Raw genomic sequence first — 17,552 nt, forward strand, 5'->3', positions numbered from 1 at the left:
TAAATTACTACTATTTGTGGGGTGGGCATCTTGCCATTGGTGTCAAGTTAAGAAAAATAGAGTCTTGTCAAGTGGGTAAGATTCAATGGTTAAACTCAACACAAGGGTGTTGAGAATAGCCATGACAAAGCCACGGAAAAAACAAGGAAATCCAGACTTTCGACATCGGGTAACTTGCCCAACCCCAACAAGTGGAGAGATCGAATCACGGTTGATAGAGCTATTAACTCCAGGGACATTTGCCAATTTAAAAAATGTAAAAGACAAAGAGCGTAGCTTACGCGATGCCTTCGGCGGGCAAAGCCTACGCGTACTAACCCTACCAGTGATGGCAGCAATAGTATTGAGTTTAGTGTATCGAAAAATACAGTATTTAACAGATGTGTTGCGTTGCCTGGAAGTAGAAGTGTCAGTTAACACATTGTTTGTCGCTTTAACAGATTAATGTCGTCCTTTGAAAAACTGCTAAAATCAAGCCTGCTTAAGGAGTTGTAATTTTTTTTAGTATTCCTGACAAGGCGCAAATTTATGATTATATCAACAGGTAAAAAGCTTACATCGTATGCTTTTATATTTTCATAACATCAATTTGTTAAAGCGACGAGCAATTTGTTAACCGACACCATAATAACCCCCACTAAAAATTGTTTATCTAGCCGTGCTTATTGTTATAAACTTTACGGAAAGTTGATGGCTTTTTAAAGGTTGCCCAGGAGCTGACCCTTCCTGTTCCACAACCTGACTGTACTATCATAGCCATCATAACCCCCACTGATGATTGTTTGATCATCAGTACTTATTGCTACAAATATTATGGAACCTTGATCACCTTTAAAAGGTTCACTCAGGAGCTGACCCTTCCTGTTCCATAACCTGACTGTGCCATCTGAACCTCCACTAAGGATTGTTTGTCCATCTGTGCTTATTGCTATAGAGCTTACGGAACCTTGATGACCTTTAAAAGGTTCACCCAGAGGCTGGCCCTTCCTGTTCCACAACCTGACTGTGCCATCTAAGCCCCCGGTGAGAATTGTTTGTCCATCTATGCTTATTGCTACAGAGTTTGCGTAATTTTTATAGACTTTAAAAGGTTCGCCCAGAGGCTGCCCCTTCCTGTTCCACAACCTGACTGTGCCATCATAACCTCCGCTCAGGATCGTTTGATTGTCTGTGCTTATGGCTACACAAGTTATGTAGCCTTGATCACCTTTAAAAGGTTCGCCCAAAGGCTGACCGTTTCTGTTCCACAACCTGACTGTGCCATCATAACCTCCACTGATGATTGTTTGTTGATCTGTGCTTATTGCTACAGAACTTACGAAACCTCGATGACCTTTAAAAGGTTCACCCAGGGGCTGACCCTTCCTGTTCCACAACCTGACTGTGCCATCATCACCCCCATTGATGACTGTTTCTCCATTTATGCTTATTGCTATAGACGATACGGAAGTTTGACGTTTTTTTAAAGGTTCACTCAGGGGCTGACCCTTCCTGTTCCACAACCTGACTATGCCATCTTCGCCATCATAACCCCCACTGGCAATTGTTTGCCCATCAGTGCTTATTGCTACAGAATATACACGACTTGGCTCGCCTTCAAAAGGTTTACCCAGGGGCTGACCCTTCCTGTTCCACAACCTGACTGTGCCATCTTCGCTCCCGCTAAGGATTGTTTCTCCATCTGTAGTTATTGCTACAGAGCTTACGAAACCTTGATGGCCTTTAAAAGGTTCACCCAGAGGCTGACCCTTCCTGTTCCACAACCTGACTGTGCCATCTAAACCCCCACTGATAATTGTTTCCCCATCCGTACTTATTGCTACAGAAAATATAGAACCTTGATGACCTTTAAAAGGTTCACCCAGAGGCTGACCCTTCCTGTTCCACAACCTGACTGTGCCATCATCACCCCCACTAAGGATTGTTTCTCCATCCGTACTTATTGCTACAGAGTTTATGGAACCTTGATGACCTTTAAAAGGTTCACCCAGAGGCTGACCCTTCCTGTCCCACAACCTAACTGTGCCAGCGGAACCTCCACTAAGGATTGTTTCTCCATCCGTACTTATTGCTACAGAGTTTACAACAGTACCTTGCTCACCTTCAAAAGGTTCACCCAGAGACTGACCCTTCCTGTTCCACAACCTAACTGTGCCATCTGTACTTCCACTAACTATTGTTTCTAAATTTGCACTTATTGCTACAGAAAAGACGGAAGTCATATGACCTTTAAAAGGTTCACCCAGGGGCTGACCCTTTCTATTCCACAACCTGACTGTGCCATCATCACCCCCACTAAGGATTGTTTTTCCATCTGTACTTATTGCTACAGAAAGTACAGGACCTTGATGACCTCTGACGAGATTTTTTTCTCGGCTAATCTCAACTGCACTAAACAAGCTGTCTTTTATCGATTGGGGAAATAATTGATTGGGAAAATTGAGGAAGAGATTATGGCTTTGTCCTACAAGACTAATTGCAGTGATCAAACCTTTTAACGGATAATTTGATAGCTGATTTTTTGCTGTGATGGCAGTTTGTTCTATTTTCTCTCGTTGTACAATTTGCGACTGATAAGCTGCAAATCCTGTTGTATTTGTTGTAATTACAAAACTTGCTCCTAATCCTATTGTTAAAAGCCTGAACAAGCACTTTTTATTATTCTCTGCTTGTAATGCTATCCTTTGCTCTCCATGAGCAATGACGTTTTCTTTGTCTGGCATAAGTCGTTACTTTTTTGATTAATTAGTTTAAGTAATGTTATGGCTTAGTAGCCTTCGACTGGTTATGAGTCACATTATCACTAGTGCTAATAGTATTACCACTGGCATTACTCCTTATAGTCAATTGAGTTTTTTATTTGTTTGTAATCAATCCATTAACCTTTGGATATATCTCAGTTTTGCCGGACTACCCTTTTAAAACTACATAAAATAATTGCCGCTTTCCAGATTTGATAGCAAATATATCCTTCATAGTCAGTAGTTACACTTTTGAGACAGAACGTGTAATGCTGCCGCTCCCTTATTCACTAGCGACAAGTTAAGATTGTCAAGTAGCCATCAAGAGAATTAAATAGTTGAGAAAAACTTTTGTGCTTCTCCACCCAGAATATCTGCGTATGTAACAGCAGCGAGCGCAGTTGTATATGGGAGCAAGGCGATTTGATTTTCTGAAGTTGGACAAAAAACAAGTGATCACTAAATCCTAGATTTGAGGTAGGGGACTGTACAGGACAAAGGCATCTAAAGGATTCTTATCCTTTAATACTTGGTTTGGGCGTTTTTAAATCAGCAGTCTGATGTGATAATGAGGGCAGTTATCCAAAAGCCAGTTGAGCCGGAGGAGGCGATCGCTTACATTAGGCGCACTTTCACAAAAATACTCTACCGAGTTATTCACATCAATAGAGTATATAAATTTACTATAATCATCTTTTCCAGATTCAGTTTATACTTTGGCAAACATTTATACCTCTGTATAAGTACTGCAAATCTTGCTTAGGGACTTCCAAAAAATAAATTGTTCCAAATTATTTGTACATTTTTCGGGTAGCACAGCTGTTTTACCCTACGTTCGCAGAGCGTCCCGCAGGGATGGGACGTTTTTTTTATTGGAAGTCCCTTAGATGTTTTTGAGCTTAAGTATGTAGTCCTTAATTCTTTCGTGTTAATAAACGTTCAATATTAAGGTGTCTACTACGGGGTAGGCATTGCACGTGCCCCATAGTAGACATTTACTACATTTTTAAGCTAAAGTTGTAATGAGTTTGTTTTAGATTAAGGTCTGAAAAAGTAACCATCAAAAGCAAAAAAATCATTATTGCAACCTGTCACTTCCGCAGCATCAAAAGCCAAAACACAAGTACAGGTATAAAAATTGTGTGCAATAACCATGCATATATCGAATAACCAATAAACATTGAGATGGGAAAATTCCCACAACAGTTAACAAGCTGTAATATGCAAAAACAAACAATTTCTACAAGGCCAATTCGTTCACTAGAAGATGCGCTCGATCGCTGTCAAGTCCTGGGTATGCGCGTCAGCCGCCAGCGTCGCTTTATTCTGGAACTACTTTGGCAAGCCAACGAACATCTTTCTGCTAGAGAGATTTACGATCGCTTAAACCAACAAGGCAAAGAAATCGGTCATACTTCGGTGTATCAAAATTTAGAAGCATTATCAAGTCAAGGCATCATTGAGTGTATTGAACGATGCGACGGGCGTTTATACGGAAACATCAGTGATTCTCACAGTCATGTCAACTGTATAGATACAAATCAAATTCTGGACGTTCACGTGCAACTGCCAGAAGATTTTATCCGCCAAGTTGAAGAACAAACAGGAGTAAAAATTACTGAGTATAGTATTAACTTTTATGGTTACCGGAATTCGCAAGAAGGCTAGGGATTGGGGATTGGGGATTGGGGATTGGGGATTGGGGATTGGGGATTGGGGATATGTGGGTGGGGTGGTAGGGTGAAATTCTCTCTACCATCTCTCCATCTCTCCCAGTCCCCAGTCCCCAGTCCCCAGTCCCCAGTCCCCAGTCCCTAAAAAATAGTTTCATCAACTGGGTCATCATCATATAAATCTACTGGTAAAATTGTGCCTTCGCAGCTTTCAATTAGTCCGATTGTCGCGGGATTGTTCCAATTAACATTTGTGTTTGGCGCGATTTTTTCGCTGTTGAATAAGGGTTGCTGCAATGGGCTACGCCCTGCTGTAGGCGATCGCAAATTTTTCAGTTTTTGAAATGAATCTTTGGAGAACAAAGCACCATTATCGGCGGCCAATTTTTTGTTAGCCTCAGTAAGAACGGCATCAAATAAGCAGGCATTGGTGAGATTGGCAAAATTCAAATTTACACCTATTAGGTTTGCCTGTTGGAGGTTCGCGCCTGTGAGATTTGCCTGTTGGAGATTTGCGCCTGCAAGATTTGCCTGTTGAAGATTTGCGCCTGTAAGATTAGCCTGGTGCAAGTTTGCGCCTGCGAAATTCGCCCCGATTAACTCCGCATTAGATAAGTTTGTTTGCTCAAGATTTATTTGAGTTAACGCCACTTGAAATAAAGAGGCTCCCGATAGATTGAGTCCAGCCAGAGAATTTATTCGGGTTGTGAAGGCGCTTTTATGTAAAACCGTTGTTCTCGCAATTAGCGCACTTAAGGCCTGCGGATTGAATTCTGTCAAATTGATTGGATTACCACAAGGCCAAAAAGGAATTTTTGTTTCCCGGTAGCAAGCACAAAGCAATAAAAACACATTCAATCCCACCGCAGCATTTACCTGCTCAACATTCACAGGATTTTGCAGTGCGTGAAAATGAGTCAAAGCTTTATGTGCTATTCCCTCATCTAACCAACGTCCTTGACAATAAGCACGCCAAAAAGACAAAAGACGTTGAAACAAAATTTCAAAAGAAAACCGGCCTTTTTGCTCTTTGCGTAATCCCTCGATCGCCAGTTCTTCAATTTCCTGACTAAGTATCCCATAACCCAGTAACTTATAAATATACTCGGCTACACCACTGGGAGAATCAAGCACAAAACTCAGCGTCCCATAACCCCGATCTCGGTATCGAGTCAACAATTTCAACTCACCAGCAACAGCCTCCCCACAAAGATATTCTCCCAACTTAGTATGCGAAAACTCAATTAAATTACTTTGCGCCTCTGCGCCTCTGCGTGACATTTTCCAACCCTGAACTTCAAAATAAAACCCTGGTAAATTCTTCGATTCCTCATTGACCTGATAACCCTGGGATTGTAAGATTTTCAGAGCGATCGCTTGCATTTGCTCAACTAAATCTTGGGGATGGCGATCGCCGAGTAAATTAGCGATCGCTTCTGGAGTCCGGTGGATATGAGCAAATCCCGATCGCAACAGCATCGTTTTCATCCCACCAGTTAGCGGATAGCCTAACAACCAGCGACTCAACCGATGATGAATTTCCCATAACAAAGTAGCCTTACTAGATAATTGCAATAACTCATCATCTAGCTGTCCCTCACGGTGTAAAATTCCCAATAAATGCAGCATTAAAGGTTGACGGACAAGGACAGATAATTCTGCAAACTTTGATTTGCCAAATAACCCCGCCTGTTTTAAGAATGTAAAGAAATTTTGAGCAATCGGCAACGATTGTACTTTTGTCCACTGCTGAAACCATTGTTTTAGTTCTTCCACATCGAACGGCTGGATAGTAATTCGCTTGCATAAAAATACTACTTCCGGTTCAATTTCCTGTAACGTATTTGACCGACTTGTTAATACAATTTTGTGGCGACGCTGAGACTGAAAGTTGAGTAATTGCTGAAGAAAAATTGCTTTTGCTCTAATACCCTGAGCAGAAAGAGGTAGTTCATCCAAACCATCCAGCAGCAACAAACACCGAGGATTTTCTTGTTCTAACCAAGTTGAAAGATTAACAGAAAAAGCGGAATTGAGAGTTTCAGTAAAAGTTTTGCTGTATGTTATATCTCGCAAACTAATTAGTATCGGCATCCATTCAGGGTAAAATTCTTGTGCAATTTGTGCAGCCCAAACTTGGCAAAAACTAGTTTTTCCATAACCAGGTTCCGACTCAATCACAGCGATGGTTTCTAAATCAGCTAGCTGTTGTTGTGCCCATGTTTTTAAATCAACTGGCTTGGGATTTTTGTTATCTTGATCAGAAATGCTTTCCTCTACTGGTAAGCCTTTTTGTTGGACATAAATATCCTTAAGAGCAAAATATTCTGTGAGCAACGGCAGACTCAGATTTTGAATCAAACTTGCACGGTAATGTTCTCGGTGGAAGTCAATTTTATCAGCCACGGTAGAACCAACTGATGAAATTCCCAATCGGACAAATTTTTGCAGTTGGGCTAAAGGGGCAGCATTTTCGGTAACTACTATCAGTAAGTGACCAGGAAACGAGTTAAGCAGACGCTGTGTAATGAGTTTAGCTTCAGCTTCCTCTGCACCATTGGCCACCAACCAAGCCATAGCAGCATTATTTATTTGTTGTACCAGTAATGAGTCAGCAACCGAAGACAGTGCTTGTTCAGCTTGAGTGTCAGTTAATTTAGCAGGACTGAGAGTTTTCAGTAGTCCTTGCAGTTGAGAATCTTGGAGAGTGATTTTACCGAGTTCCTCTTGGGTGATGTTTGGTTGGGTAGGTATTCTTGCTCGGTCTAGCCACAGTCTTTGCAGGCTTGATTCCTGGTTTAAAATTGCTTGCAAAGCTTGGAGATAAGCAATTTGAAAGGCTAACCATGTGCCTTCGTTACGTTTTAAAGGTTTTTTTTGGCTGAGGCTACGCAACAAGCTTGCTGTCAACTCGGAAATGATACTAATTTCTTGGCAAACAATACTTAAGGGTAGTTCTAAGACTTCTACCAAAGTACAGATATCAAAAGGCGTCAGGCTTTTGACTTCCATAACCTGAACAATACGGTAGCCAATACCTGCCAATTCCCCCGCTGAAAATCCGCTGATTTGATTAATTGCGATATTGCGTTCTGCCAACCAGTGCCTAATACTCAGGTTCATCTAATTACACGCCCAAGGCTGCTATGGCAATTATGATCGATTTATTTAGTTTCCGAAAACACGTCACAATGGGGAAGACAAAGTTTTGTATCAAAACTGTTTTTTAATAAGTAAAAAACAGTAATTGTTTCATTGAGTAGATTATGAGCGATCGCCCTTTAAAGTTACTGTTAATCGACCAAGACCCGATTTTTCGTCTGGGATTACGGGTAGCTCTAGAAGCAATTCCTGACCTGCAAATTACAGCAGTGGTAGAAACTGATACTGCTGCCTTGCAGACTTTAGCAGAAATTGCAGAACTTAACCCTAACCAGGTGAATTTGGTGGTTTTGGAATTAGGTAATGGTCGCTCCACTACCAGCCAGCAGCTAGGATTGCAATTCTGTCGGCAACTGAGAGCCTTGTACCCCAACCTGCCGATTTTCCTCCTCAGCTCTATTCAAGAACAAGGATTACTATTAGCTGCCAAATCTATTGGTGTAAATGGTTACTCTCCTAAAGGCACACCTCTTTCTGAGCTAGTCATTGCCATGCAACAAGTTGCAACTGGTGGTTCCTATTGGTTTGACCAAACCCAAACAACAATAACGGGAGCATCCCCCACAGACGCGATGAATCGAGACGCGATGAATCGCGTCTCTACAGATTCCGCACTCCCATTCTTCAAGCTGCGAAATAATTTACGTTTGTCAGGAATTGATTACATTAACGCTACCCTAGCGTCAGTAACAGCACAATTACAAGTACCTGGAATACCAGTATTAGATCGGGCAATTCTGGCTGGACAACGACGAGAACTGCTAGCGGCTCGTTGGTTGCTCAATCAATTGCTGGTTTCGCCACAAGAAAGGCAAGAGGACAATATTCAAGTTGCTGATGAGCTGCCTGTGAGTCCTTCATTGAGTAGTGCCATTCAACAAACGCAAATGCAGCCACCTCTGCTAACTGCGGCAGCGTTACAATCTGTTTTGTTTGCATCTTGTGTTACTAAACTTCAATTTCCTTTAGAAAATGTCACAGATATACCTTTAGAAATTGACATTTTGCGCGAACAAAAAAAGCGAGAATTACTTTATTTAATTCTGCAAAAACTAGCTCAACAATTGGATGAATTGCGGGCTTCTCAAATTGAGATAAGTCAATTATCCGGGGTAAAAAGTACACTAACAAGGGATTTATGGCAAGCAGGAGTAACAGATTTTTTTGGCAAATTTTCTTTGATTAAGCTAGGTAAACAAAATATAGAAATTGTGAATGTGTTGCTGCAAAATACCCAGGTTGTGCAAGCAGAAATTCTCAATAAAATTCCCTTAGTTTTTGAATTGTATAGTTATCTGCTATTTCAAACAGAAATGTACATTGATAATGCTTCTTATCCAGCAACCAGCGCTGAAGCAAAATCCCAAGCATCAATGATTTTAGAGAACTTGTTGATTCAGGTAGCAAATGGTGTAATACAACCACTGCTCAATTCCTTAGCAGATGTAGAAATAATTAAGAAAAATTTTTATGGTAGCCGATTGATTTCCACAAGAGAAATTGAAAGATTTCGGAATGAATTGTCATGGAAATATCGTTTTAATAATTATATAAATGAAGCCCAGACAATTTTTGAAAGTCGCTACGAAATATTTGTAATTGCACCACGAGGCATTGCCAAAACTTCAATTTATGCCCCGCGCAATCAGGAATTAGCAAAACTTTCTAATATTCCTTTATTAGTGACATTGATTCTAGAATTCAGTGATGCGATCGCACCGCGTTTAAAATCACTATTAGCCTTTTTAGGTAGCGGTATTGTCTTCATTTTGACCCAAGTAATCGGTCGTGGTTTAGGTTTAATCGGTCGTGGTATTCTCCAAGGTATTGGTAGTGTTTCGTTGATCGAAAAGAACTTTAGACGAAAATAGGGAATGGGGAGTGGGGAGTGGGGAGTGGGGAGATGAGGGGGATGAGGGAGATGAGGGAGATGGGGGAGATGGGGGAGGTAGGGGTACAAATGATTAATGCCCAATGACAAATGACAAACAACGATATTATCGGGTTAGTAGTTTCTTACGTATACGCAACTAGTCTACTCGTCGTTGGCGAGGGACTACGTAAGCTGTTTGGTGTGAAGCCGGATTTGACGCGGAAGGTAATCCATGTTGGTGCAGGGATGTGGGTTTTTGGCGTCCTGCTGCTGTTTAATCGCTGGGAAATCGGAATTATACCCTTTGCTACGTTTATCGCACTCAATTACCTGTTCTACCGCTACCGGGTGATTGGCGCAATGGATACCGAAGATAGTTCACCTGGTACAGTTTATTTTGCTATTTCCGTGACATTACTATTTGGGTTACTGTGGCGACCAAATGGCCCAGTAGATAGCGTCCCAATTGCGGTAGCTGGGATAATGGCCATGACTTGGGGTGATGCACTGGCGGCATTAATCGGTAGGCGCTTCGGGGAGCATAAATACCAAGTGGGTAATTCTGTGCGTTCCTGGGAGGGTTCAGCAGCGATGTTTGTGGCGAGTACAGCAGCGATTTTTTTAGTGCTGTTGTTGCTTCCTGGTTCGTCCCTTAGCCCCCTAGCAATGCCTTTGGGTTTGGGATGGGCTTTATTGACGGCGATCGCAACTGCTACTTTTGCAACCCTAGCTGAAGCAGTCTCACCCCACGGCACAGATAACCTCAGTGTACCATTAGTGGCGGCGGCTGTAGTTTGGGTAATAATTCGTAATTCGTAATTCGTAATTCGTAATTCGTAATTAATTACAAATTCTGAGTTTTGAATTTTTCGATCCTAAAACTGCGATCGCTACAATTCCTATAATTTTTTTCATCACCTAAAACCGCTTTATTTCATGCCCCATTCCCCATTCCCCATTCCCAATAATTCACAAATTCCAATTGCGGCGAAAATGAAAGAACCCTTCCAATAAGTCTTGCAAAGCAATGTTGCTATTTAACTTTTGTTTATTCCACTCTCTGACAGTTTGTTCCAAAATTTCGGAAAAACTGGGATAAATAGGAGAGAAATTTGCTAAATCTTTGATTTTAATTTTTTCGGACATTGCCAAAGCAATCAAATTAATTAATTCTCCAGCTTCTGACCCCAATATTGAAGCTCCCAAAATTTCGCCATTGCGTAATACAATTAATTTACATATACCAGTGGTTTCATCCCGGAGTTGCGCTGCTGCCACTGTTTTAAAATATTGTCGCAAAACTAAAAATTCGTCTCGGCGAAATTGGCCTTTTGCCTGTGCTTCAGTCAAACCCACTTGTACCATCACAGGCACTGAAAATATCCCCCAAGGAATGCAGCGATAATTTACTCGTAACCTGGGGAAAAATAGTGCATTTTTCAGAGCAATTTTTGCTTCATAATTAGCGATATTTGCAAAGTCGTAACCACCAATTACATCACCGCAAGCGTAAATACGGTGATTGGTGGTTTGTAGTTTATCATTCACTACTAAACGACGCCCATGCCATTTCACACCTACCGTTGCTAAATTTAGAGATTCAAGATTTGGCTGTTGTCCAGTCGCCACTAAAATTTCATCAGTTTCAATGGCTTTATCTCCCGCCTGAAGCCACTTTTTATCATCAATTCGTCTGACTTGAGTCACTGCTTTGGCAGTAAGGACGCGCACACCTTCAACTTCCAACTGTGCTTGAAGCACTATGGCTATGTCAGGGTCAATATGAGGTAAAACATAGGGATGCTTGACTACCAGCGTCACATTGCAACCGAACCTCGCTAAAGTTTGAGCGATTTCAATACTTTGGGGAATCCCGCCAATAATTACCCAATTTTTGGGTAAGGTCACTTTATTTAGGTATTGCCAAATATTAGCTAGCGTAAGATAGCCCGTAGCTTCTAATCCTTCAATTTCCGGAATTTCTGGACGCGAACCACTAGCCAGCAAATATGTCCGTGCCCGTAGTAAGCGATTGTTAACAACAAAAGCTAGTTGGGACGAGGATTGAAATTGCCCAGTCCCAACAATGACATCGACTCCCTGGGCGGCTAGGGTGGCAGGAGAATGCTGTTCTTCCAGATTTGAGGCAACGGCTTGAGCATATAGCATCGCTTCCTGCCATGCCAGAGATATGTGGCATTTTTCTGAGGTATCAGTGTGTGTGGCATGAATACCAAAACCAGCTGCATTACCCAATTTTTGTGCCAGTTTAGCAATTTCGCTCAGAGCGTGATGATGAATAAACCCGAAGTCTACTTCCGGTTGCACCAAGGCGACTGTAGCACGTAGTTGGCTGGCAGCGAGGGCAGCGTGATATCCAGTAAGACTGCCACCAATAATTACGACATCGTAATCAATAGTCATGTGTCATTTGGGCATTGGGGACTGGGGACTGGGTATTGGGTATTGGGGACTGGGTATTGGGGACTGGGTATTGGGTACTGGGTACTGGACTGGGTATTGGGTACTGGGTATTGGGTACTGGGAAAACTCTTCCCTAATTCCCACTCCCTAGTCCCTAATCCCCAGTCCCCAGTCCCCACTCCCTACTCCCCACTCCCTACTCCCCACTCATTTAGCGCTGTGAGTAAGCGTTGGTTATCCGACTCTTCACGTACAGCAACCCGGAAAAAGCGATCGCCTAGTTCTTTAAAGCTAAGGCAATCGCGGATTAAAATCTGATGGTGTTTGAGTAACTCTTGCTGTAACTGCGAAGTCGATTGTTGAGACTCAACCAGTAAAAAGTTAACAGCACTTGCTTGGGGTTGCAATCCTGGTATTTTAGCTAATCCCTGAAACAGTTGGTTTCGTGCAGGTGGTAGCCATGTCCAGGTTTGCTGTTGAAACTCCCTATCTTGGAGTGCCGCAATTGCCGCCGCTACCGCTAGCGTGTTTACAGGCCAGGGGTCACGCCATAGCTGCCACTTAGACAAGCTGTCGGGGTGAGCGATCGCATATCCCAGTCGCAGTCCTGGGAGACTGTAAAATTTTGTCAGCGATCGCAATATTACTAAATTCGCATACTCCTGCACCAGCCCAATTAAGCTTTGTTCCTCATTCGGTGGCACAAAATCCATAAACGCTTCATCCACCACTACCAAGGCAAATTGCTCTAGATAGGGCAAAATCGAGTCCCGCGAAAATAGCTTCCCCGTTGGGTTATGCGGATTATTTAGCAATAGTCCTTTGCCCTTAGTCTTTTGTCCTTTGTCAAGAACTAATGACAAAGAACTCATAACCAATGACTCTTGACCAATGACTAATGACAAAGGACACTCCAGGACTTTAGCCTTCCACGCTGCCAAGGTTCGGTAGTAGTCGCCAAAGGCTGGAGTTATTAAAACTGTTTCGGATAATTGTGATAATTCCCTACCTATTAAAGTAAGTAATTCTGCTGAGCCATTACCCGGCAGAATCCACTCAGGCGGCAATTCATGAAAGTGACTGAGAGCTAGTCTCAGTTCACTATAGCTAGGGTCTGGATAGTGCTTAATATTACCAATTTGAGACATTATAGCAGCGATCGCGCTGTTTGGCGGTCCCAATGGGCTGATGCTAGCAGAAAAATCCAGAATAGCATCAGGGGGACAGCCAGCCAGTGCTGCTGCCCAGGCTAAATTTCCCCCGTGTGCTGGTTGCCGCATCAAAAAAAGGTTTCCTGAAACAGAGCCTATGATTTTGGGGGTGCTACCCTTTCTCTAAATAGCTTCCCTGCCGAGAAGGCTGGTACCTTCGTCGCGGGAATTTCCATTTTTTCATTTGTTTTCGGGTTGCGACCTTCACGAGCTTTACGTTCCCGTGATTCAAAAGAACCAAATCCCACCAGCGTTACTTTATCACCAGAGGAAACCGCTTCAATAATCGTTTCCAGTGCGGCAGTTAAAACAGCATCGGCTTGTTTCTTGGTAACACTAGCCTTTTCAGCTACGGCATCAACTAATTCACCTTTGTTCATGTCAAACTCCTAAAGTTTACTTGAGATTTTTTTACGGATGCATGTTGATACATCTGTACCGAAATCTCTGTTGTTAGAAATACAAAAATCATCCTTTGGGAGTATTTTTACTCAAAACGGCTGTACATCCCATCGGCTCGACTTTTCAATGAATCATTCTAAGGCGTTGTAGCCTGATGTGGATAGATGAAACCATTAATTTATATAGATTTCAGGATTTTTTGTTGTTTTAGGGTACTTGTTTCACTAAAAACGACCATAAAAGTAGGAAAAAATACTTAGTGAAAACCCTAGTTATGAGGGGAACAGGAGAGGGGGAGATGAGGGAGATGAGAGGGATGAGGGGGATGAGGGAGGTGGGCAGACAACGGGACAAGGAGACAGGGGTGTGAGCTAATTTGTGCATTGGCGCAGCTGGCTTTTGGCATCGCTTCACCTTGTCGCAGGTCTTCTCAATCAAGTATCTGAAAATGTAGCTGTAAAAATTTGTCAGAGATTACGATTTGTAACGCATTCCCCACAGATAAATTCTGTGGCTTCCGGGAGCAATGCGATTTTGTGAGGTGGGGAGGCAGGGGAGGCAGGGGAGGCAGGGGAGGCAGGGGAGGCAGGGGAAGAGAAATAAATAAGTGTATAAGCAATCTGTTTTGGTAGTAAAAAATACGCTTATTTGCCTTTTTACTCCCCCTGCCTCCCCTGCTCCCCCCTGCTCCCCCTGCTCCCCCTGCTCCCCCTGCTCTCTTACCTCCCTCATCCCCCAGACCCCTTACTAGAAATATTCTCTTGCACCCAAGCCCGAAAAGCACGGGTAGTAGCAATCTCCCCATTTTTTTTAGCTTCTTGAATAAATCGGGGAATCTCCTTCACTGACACAGGCGCAAAAGTAGGGCTAGTTTGGACTTCTGAGTATTGCCCACCTGCAAGCGTGTAAAGTCGCAACACACTGCCGTTATAACGCCAAAATTCAGGAATTCCCATCGCAGCATAAAGCCTCAGCTTGTCTATTGCAGACCTCGAATATTCCACCTCTAACACCAGGTCTGGGGGCGGGTCGGTGGCGAGGTAAATATTTTCTTTATCTCGAACTAACGCTTCATTTTGGATGTAGTAGCTACTGTCTGGCTCAGCTCCCTGCTTTAAATCATCTCGCGTTAAAGTTAATGAACCAGCACGTCTAATTTCCTGTCCCAACTCTTCACACAGGACAACAACAAAACCTTCAATTATACGGTTTGAGTTCTCGTGCGGCATGAGTGGGGTCATAATTTCTATAGTTCCATTGTCATAAGCAAGTCGGGAATTACGTTGACAACCCATTTCAGCTAGCATGGTTTTGAAAGTCTGCCAGCTAATGTTGTGGAGTAAAACTCTATTTTCTGCGGATGTTGTTATCGCCACCATAGTTCAGTTCTCCACAACAAACATTTTTCAGTACTGTATCCCTTAATATTACAGTTAAGGATAAATATGCTAGTAGTGTGTCTTACTTAAGCCCTAGTAAATTTCATTGACCAAGTATATTTGCTAAAAAATCCTAGTTAAAGAGCTGCGAATATGACAATCAAACAACAACTTATCGAAGAAATTGAATCAACACCAGATGCAGTTTTGGCTGAAACACTTAAATGACATTTAATTCTACTGGTGAACAAGAAAATCCCCAATTTCTTTAAGAAGTCGGGGATTTGAGCCTTTGTCAGAAGTGACTCACCTTGTGGATTATCCTTCTTACTGCCCAGTAGGAAGCTTCAAGCCCCGACGCTCAAGAATTTGCCGCACCTGTGGACTGGGGGCGTAGTTATAGCCGTAGGAGGAGTTCTCAGAGTCATCCATAATCTGAGGCGTGAGCAACACAATTACCTCTCTGCGCTCATTGGATCGGTTTGTACTTCTAAAGAGCGAACCAATTAAAGGAAGATCGCCCAAAATAGGAATCTTGGAGATAGTTGTCCGGTCTTGGTCTTGAATAATACCACTCAGAATTAGCGTCTGACCATCACGTAAGCGAATTAAGCCAGAATTCAGAGAACGTTCAGACACCAAAAATATTGTTTGGTCATTACCTGAAACATTCAGCACAGCTGAAGATTGAGGTGCTTTGACAACGGGAGCTACTGATAAGGAAACAAAACCATTGTCGTCAATTCTGTCAATTTTAACAGCTAGGGTTAAACCCACATCTGTTTTTTCAGCTGTAACTGTTTGTATAGAGGTACCATCACCACGAGTGGTTTCGCTCTTAACGTTTCCTATGACTTCCTGGGTCAGTTTCACATTAGCCTGCTGACCTTCTTGCACAATTAAGGTTGGATCGGTCAGTATCTTAGCGTTACCATTTGTAATCTGAGCCTGCAAACTAGCAAGAAAACGTTTAGGGAATTGATATAACGTTGGCAATTCAAATGTATAGGTAGGAGGAGTTCCAGAACTGTTACCAGATGCTGGAGTTCCTGGTGTAAATGCTGTAATACCCGCCCTTGTCGGATCGGAGCTAACACCCGCAGTACCCGTAACTCCATTGGCATCTTGTGGGTTGTTCAGAAAAATATTCGAGCTACTCAGTGGATTAGTGGTTGTTGGTGTACCAGTTACACTATTTGCCACTTCACTACTTGTAGCTGGTCTGGAACCACCAAAATTCAGAGTTGCTGCACCACCATCATTGCTAAAGTAGTTGTTTCCAACCCCAAAGGAAAAGCTAGTGTTGTAGTCCTGGGTGTTCAAGAGGTTAACATCGATAATCTTGACGTTGACAACGACTTGACGACGCCGGATATCCAGCTGAGTTAGTTGAGTCATTGCCATTTCAACTAGCCTGGGAGGCCCAATTAAAGTCAGAGAATTGGTGCGCTCGTCTCCTAATGCCTGTAGACCTCTGAGTAATGGATTTGAGTCTGTAAAATTAACACGTTGAGTTTCAACTCTGCTTTCCGTGGTCGTCTGAGTTTGAGTGATGGGAGCAACTCCAGTACCCACAGGAACAGCACTAACACTGGTAACTTGTCGTTCGCGGCTGACGGCACTTTCTGCCCCCAAGCCGACCAAAAAATTCAGTGCGACTCCCACTGATACCTGATTCAGTCGCAGGCTACGCATAACCATGTCACGGGTCGCATTAGGTAGTTTCGGCCCTACAAAGATCGTGCGATTACTGCGGTTGGCTTCTAAACCACTCAAGCGCAAGACGTAGTTAAACACATCTTGCACTGGCTCGTTTTCTATATCTAACGAGATTGTTTGAGAGGTTGCTTGTGCAGCAGCACCTTGCTGACCTCCACCACCTTGCTCACTGCCGATGTAAGCCAGGTTTAAACCAGCCGCACGAGCCAGCAATGACAAAACTTCGCGCACTGGTGCATCTCGCAGCACTAAGCGGGGTACGCGTTCCTGTGTTGCCAAGTCAATGGTGCTAGGAGAAGCATCGGTAGCAGAAATCGCAATATCTCCCACTGGTGGGGCGACGGCTCTGGGTAAGAAAGGTGGAGCTTGACTCACAGGTTCACCTGGTCCGGCGGCTTGTGCCGGTTGTCCGTCGATGGTGACTTGGGGGTTGGGAACGAGAACGTCTGGCTTTTGACCCGGTTGGGCTGGAGTAGAAGCAGGCGGCGCTGTGGATGTTGGCGTTGTTGGCGTTGGTGAGGCGGCCGTGGTGCCACCAGATGGGTTAAAGCTGAGTGTAATTCCATTTGGCGATCGCACCACTGGTTCACTACCCGGTACATTGTCGCTGCCAATTACCGTCACCCGAACACTATTAGCATCAAGTTGACTAACCTCTACCGAAGCAATTCCTGGTGCTGGACTCTCTTGACGAAAATTATTACCTTGTGGTAATCGTAATTGAGTATTAATAATGTCTGCAACTAAACTCTTACCTCTTTTAGTAGTGAAAACTTGGGGACGCGACCCTGAAGAAGTTTTCAAAACAACGCTAACTCCACCATTAGCTGCATTTAACTGTACATTAGTAACTTGAGCAATTTGTGCCCAAACTGGTTGAGCTGCCAAAAAAACAAAAGCAGCAGTACCTAATATAAAACTATTACCGTGAAGCTGTTTCACAGTTCATTCCTCACCTAAATAAAACC

At 43.1% G+C, this 17,552-nt stretch carries 12 protein-coding genes; 5 read left to right on the forward strand and 7 right to left on the reverse strand.

Annotated elements, in window-relative coordinates; genetic code table 11:
* The first annotated feature begins 121 nt into the window (after nt 1–121).
* On the forward strand, nt 122–445 hold the full coding sequence (locus IQ276_RS18635; RefSeq protein WP_228043438.1) for a hypothetical protein: 324 nt from the start codon (nt 122–124) through the stop codon (nt 443–445).
* Nucleotides 446–698: 253 nt separating this feature from the next.
* On the opposite strand, the gene IQ276_RS18640 is transcribed toward IQ276_RS18635, so the two are convergent.
* Nucleotides 699–2,723, reverse strand: a complete 2,025-nt coding sequence (locus IQ276_RS18640; RefSeq protein WP_193922376.1) for a WD40 repeat domain-containing protein — start codon at nt 2,721–2,723, stop codon at nt 699–701.
* Nucleotides 2,724–3,962: 1,239 nt separating this feature from the next.
* Between IQ276_RS18640 and IQ276_RS18645 the strand changes: the two genes are divergently transcribed.
* Entirely contained in the window at nt 3,963–4,409 is a 447-nt protein-coding gene (locus IQ276_RS18645) for a Fur family transcriptional regulator (protein ID WP_190876836.1), read from the forward strand.
* Nucleotides 4,410–4,555: 146 nt separating this feature from the next.
* Here IQ276_RS18645 and IQ276_RS18650 read toward each other — a convergent pair whose 3' ends face one another.
* Complete coding sequence (locus IQ276_RS18650; protein ID WP_235115776.1) at nt 4,556–7,537, reverse strand: pentapeptide repeat-containing protein; 2,982 nt, start codon at nt 7,535–7,537, stop codon at nt 4,556–4,558.
* Between the two features lie 143 nt (nt 7,538–7,680).
* Here IQ276_RS18650 and IQ276_RS18655 point away from each other — a divergent pair, with 143 nt between their 5' ends.
* Together IQ276_RS18655 and IQ276_RS18660 are read left to right on the forward strand one after the other, a co-directional pair.
* Entirely contained in the window at nt 7,681–9,447 is a 1,767-nt protein-coding gene (locus IQ276_RS18655; protein ID WP_235115777.1) for a DUF3685 domain-containing protein, read from the forward strand.
* A 110-nt stretch (nt 9,448–9,557) separates the two neighbouring features.
* Nucleotides 9,558–10,268 (forward strand): diacylglycerol/polyprenol kinase family protein, encoded by a 711-nt coding sequence (locus IQ276_RS18660; protein ID WP_235115778.1) that lies wholly within the window; start codon nt 9,558–9,560, stop codon nt 10,266–10,268.
* 150 nt (nt 10,269–10,418) lie between these two features.
* On the opposite strand, the gene IQ276_RS18665 is transcribed toward IQ276_RS18660, so the two are convergent.
* Entirely contained in the window at nt 10,419–11,873 is a 1,455-nt protein-coding gene (locus IQ276_RS18665) for a dihydrolipoyl dehydrogenase family protein (RefSeq protein ID WP_193925493.1), read from the reverse strand.
* On the opposite strand from IQ276_RS18665, the gene IQ276_RS18670 reads away from it, so the two are divergent.
* Nucleotides 11,872–12,024, forward strand: a complete 153-nt coding sequence (locus IQ276_RS18670; RefSeq protein ID WP_235115779.1) for a hypothetical protein — start codon at nt 11,872–11,874, stop codon at nt 12,022–12,024. The two genes, IQ276_RS18665 and IQ276_RS18670, sit on opposite strands and share 2 nt — an antisense overlap.
* 31 nt (nt 12,025–12,055) lie before the next feature.
* On the opposite strand, the gene cobD is transcribed toward IQ276_RS18670, so the two are convergent.
* From cobD to IQ276_RS18690, 4 genes are all read right to left on the reverse strand, one after another.
* Nucleotides 12,056–13,153, reverse strand: a complete 1,098-nt coding sequence (cobD, locus tag IQ276_RS18675; RefSeq protein ID WP_235115780.1) for a threonine-phosphate decarboxylase CobD — start codon at nt 13,151–13,153, stop codon at nt 12,056–12,058.
* A 26-nt stretch (nt 13,154–13,179) separates the two neighbouring features.
* Nucleotides 13,180–13,464, reverse strand: coding sequence for a non-specific DNA-binding protein Hbs (gene hbs, locus IQ276_RS18680; protein ID WP_015111786.1), 285 nt, complete (start codon nt 13,462–13,464; stop codon nt 13,180–13,182).
* 750 nt (nt 13,465–14,214) lie between these two features.
* Nucleotides 14,215–14,865 (reverse strand): Uma2 family endonuclease, encoded by a 651-nt coding sequence (locus IQ276_RS18685; protein ID WP_235115781.1) that lies wholly within the window; start codon nt 14,863–14,865, stop codon nt 14,215–14,217.
* Nucleotides 14,866–15,192: 327 nt separating this feature from the next.
* Nucleotides 15,193–17,526, reverse strand: coding sequence for a type IV pilus secretin family protein (locus IQ276_RS18690; protein ID WP_193921334.1), 2,334 nt, complete (start codon nt 17,524–17,526; stop codon nt 15,193–15,195).
* Nucleotides 17,527–17,552: the final 26 nt, after the last annotated feature.

Origin of the sequence: Desmonostoc muscorum LEGE 12446 (assembly GCF_015207005.2) — a bacterium.
Lineage (GTDB): Bacteria > Cyanobacteriota > Cyanobacteriia > Cyanobacteriales > Nostocaceae > Nostoc > Nostoc muscorum.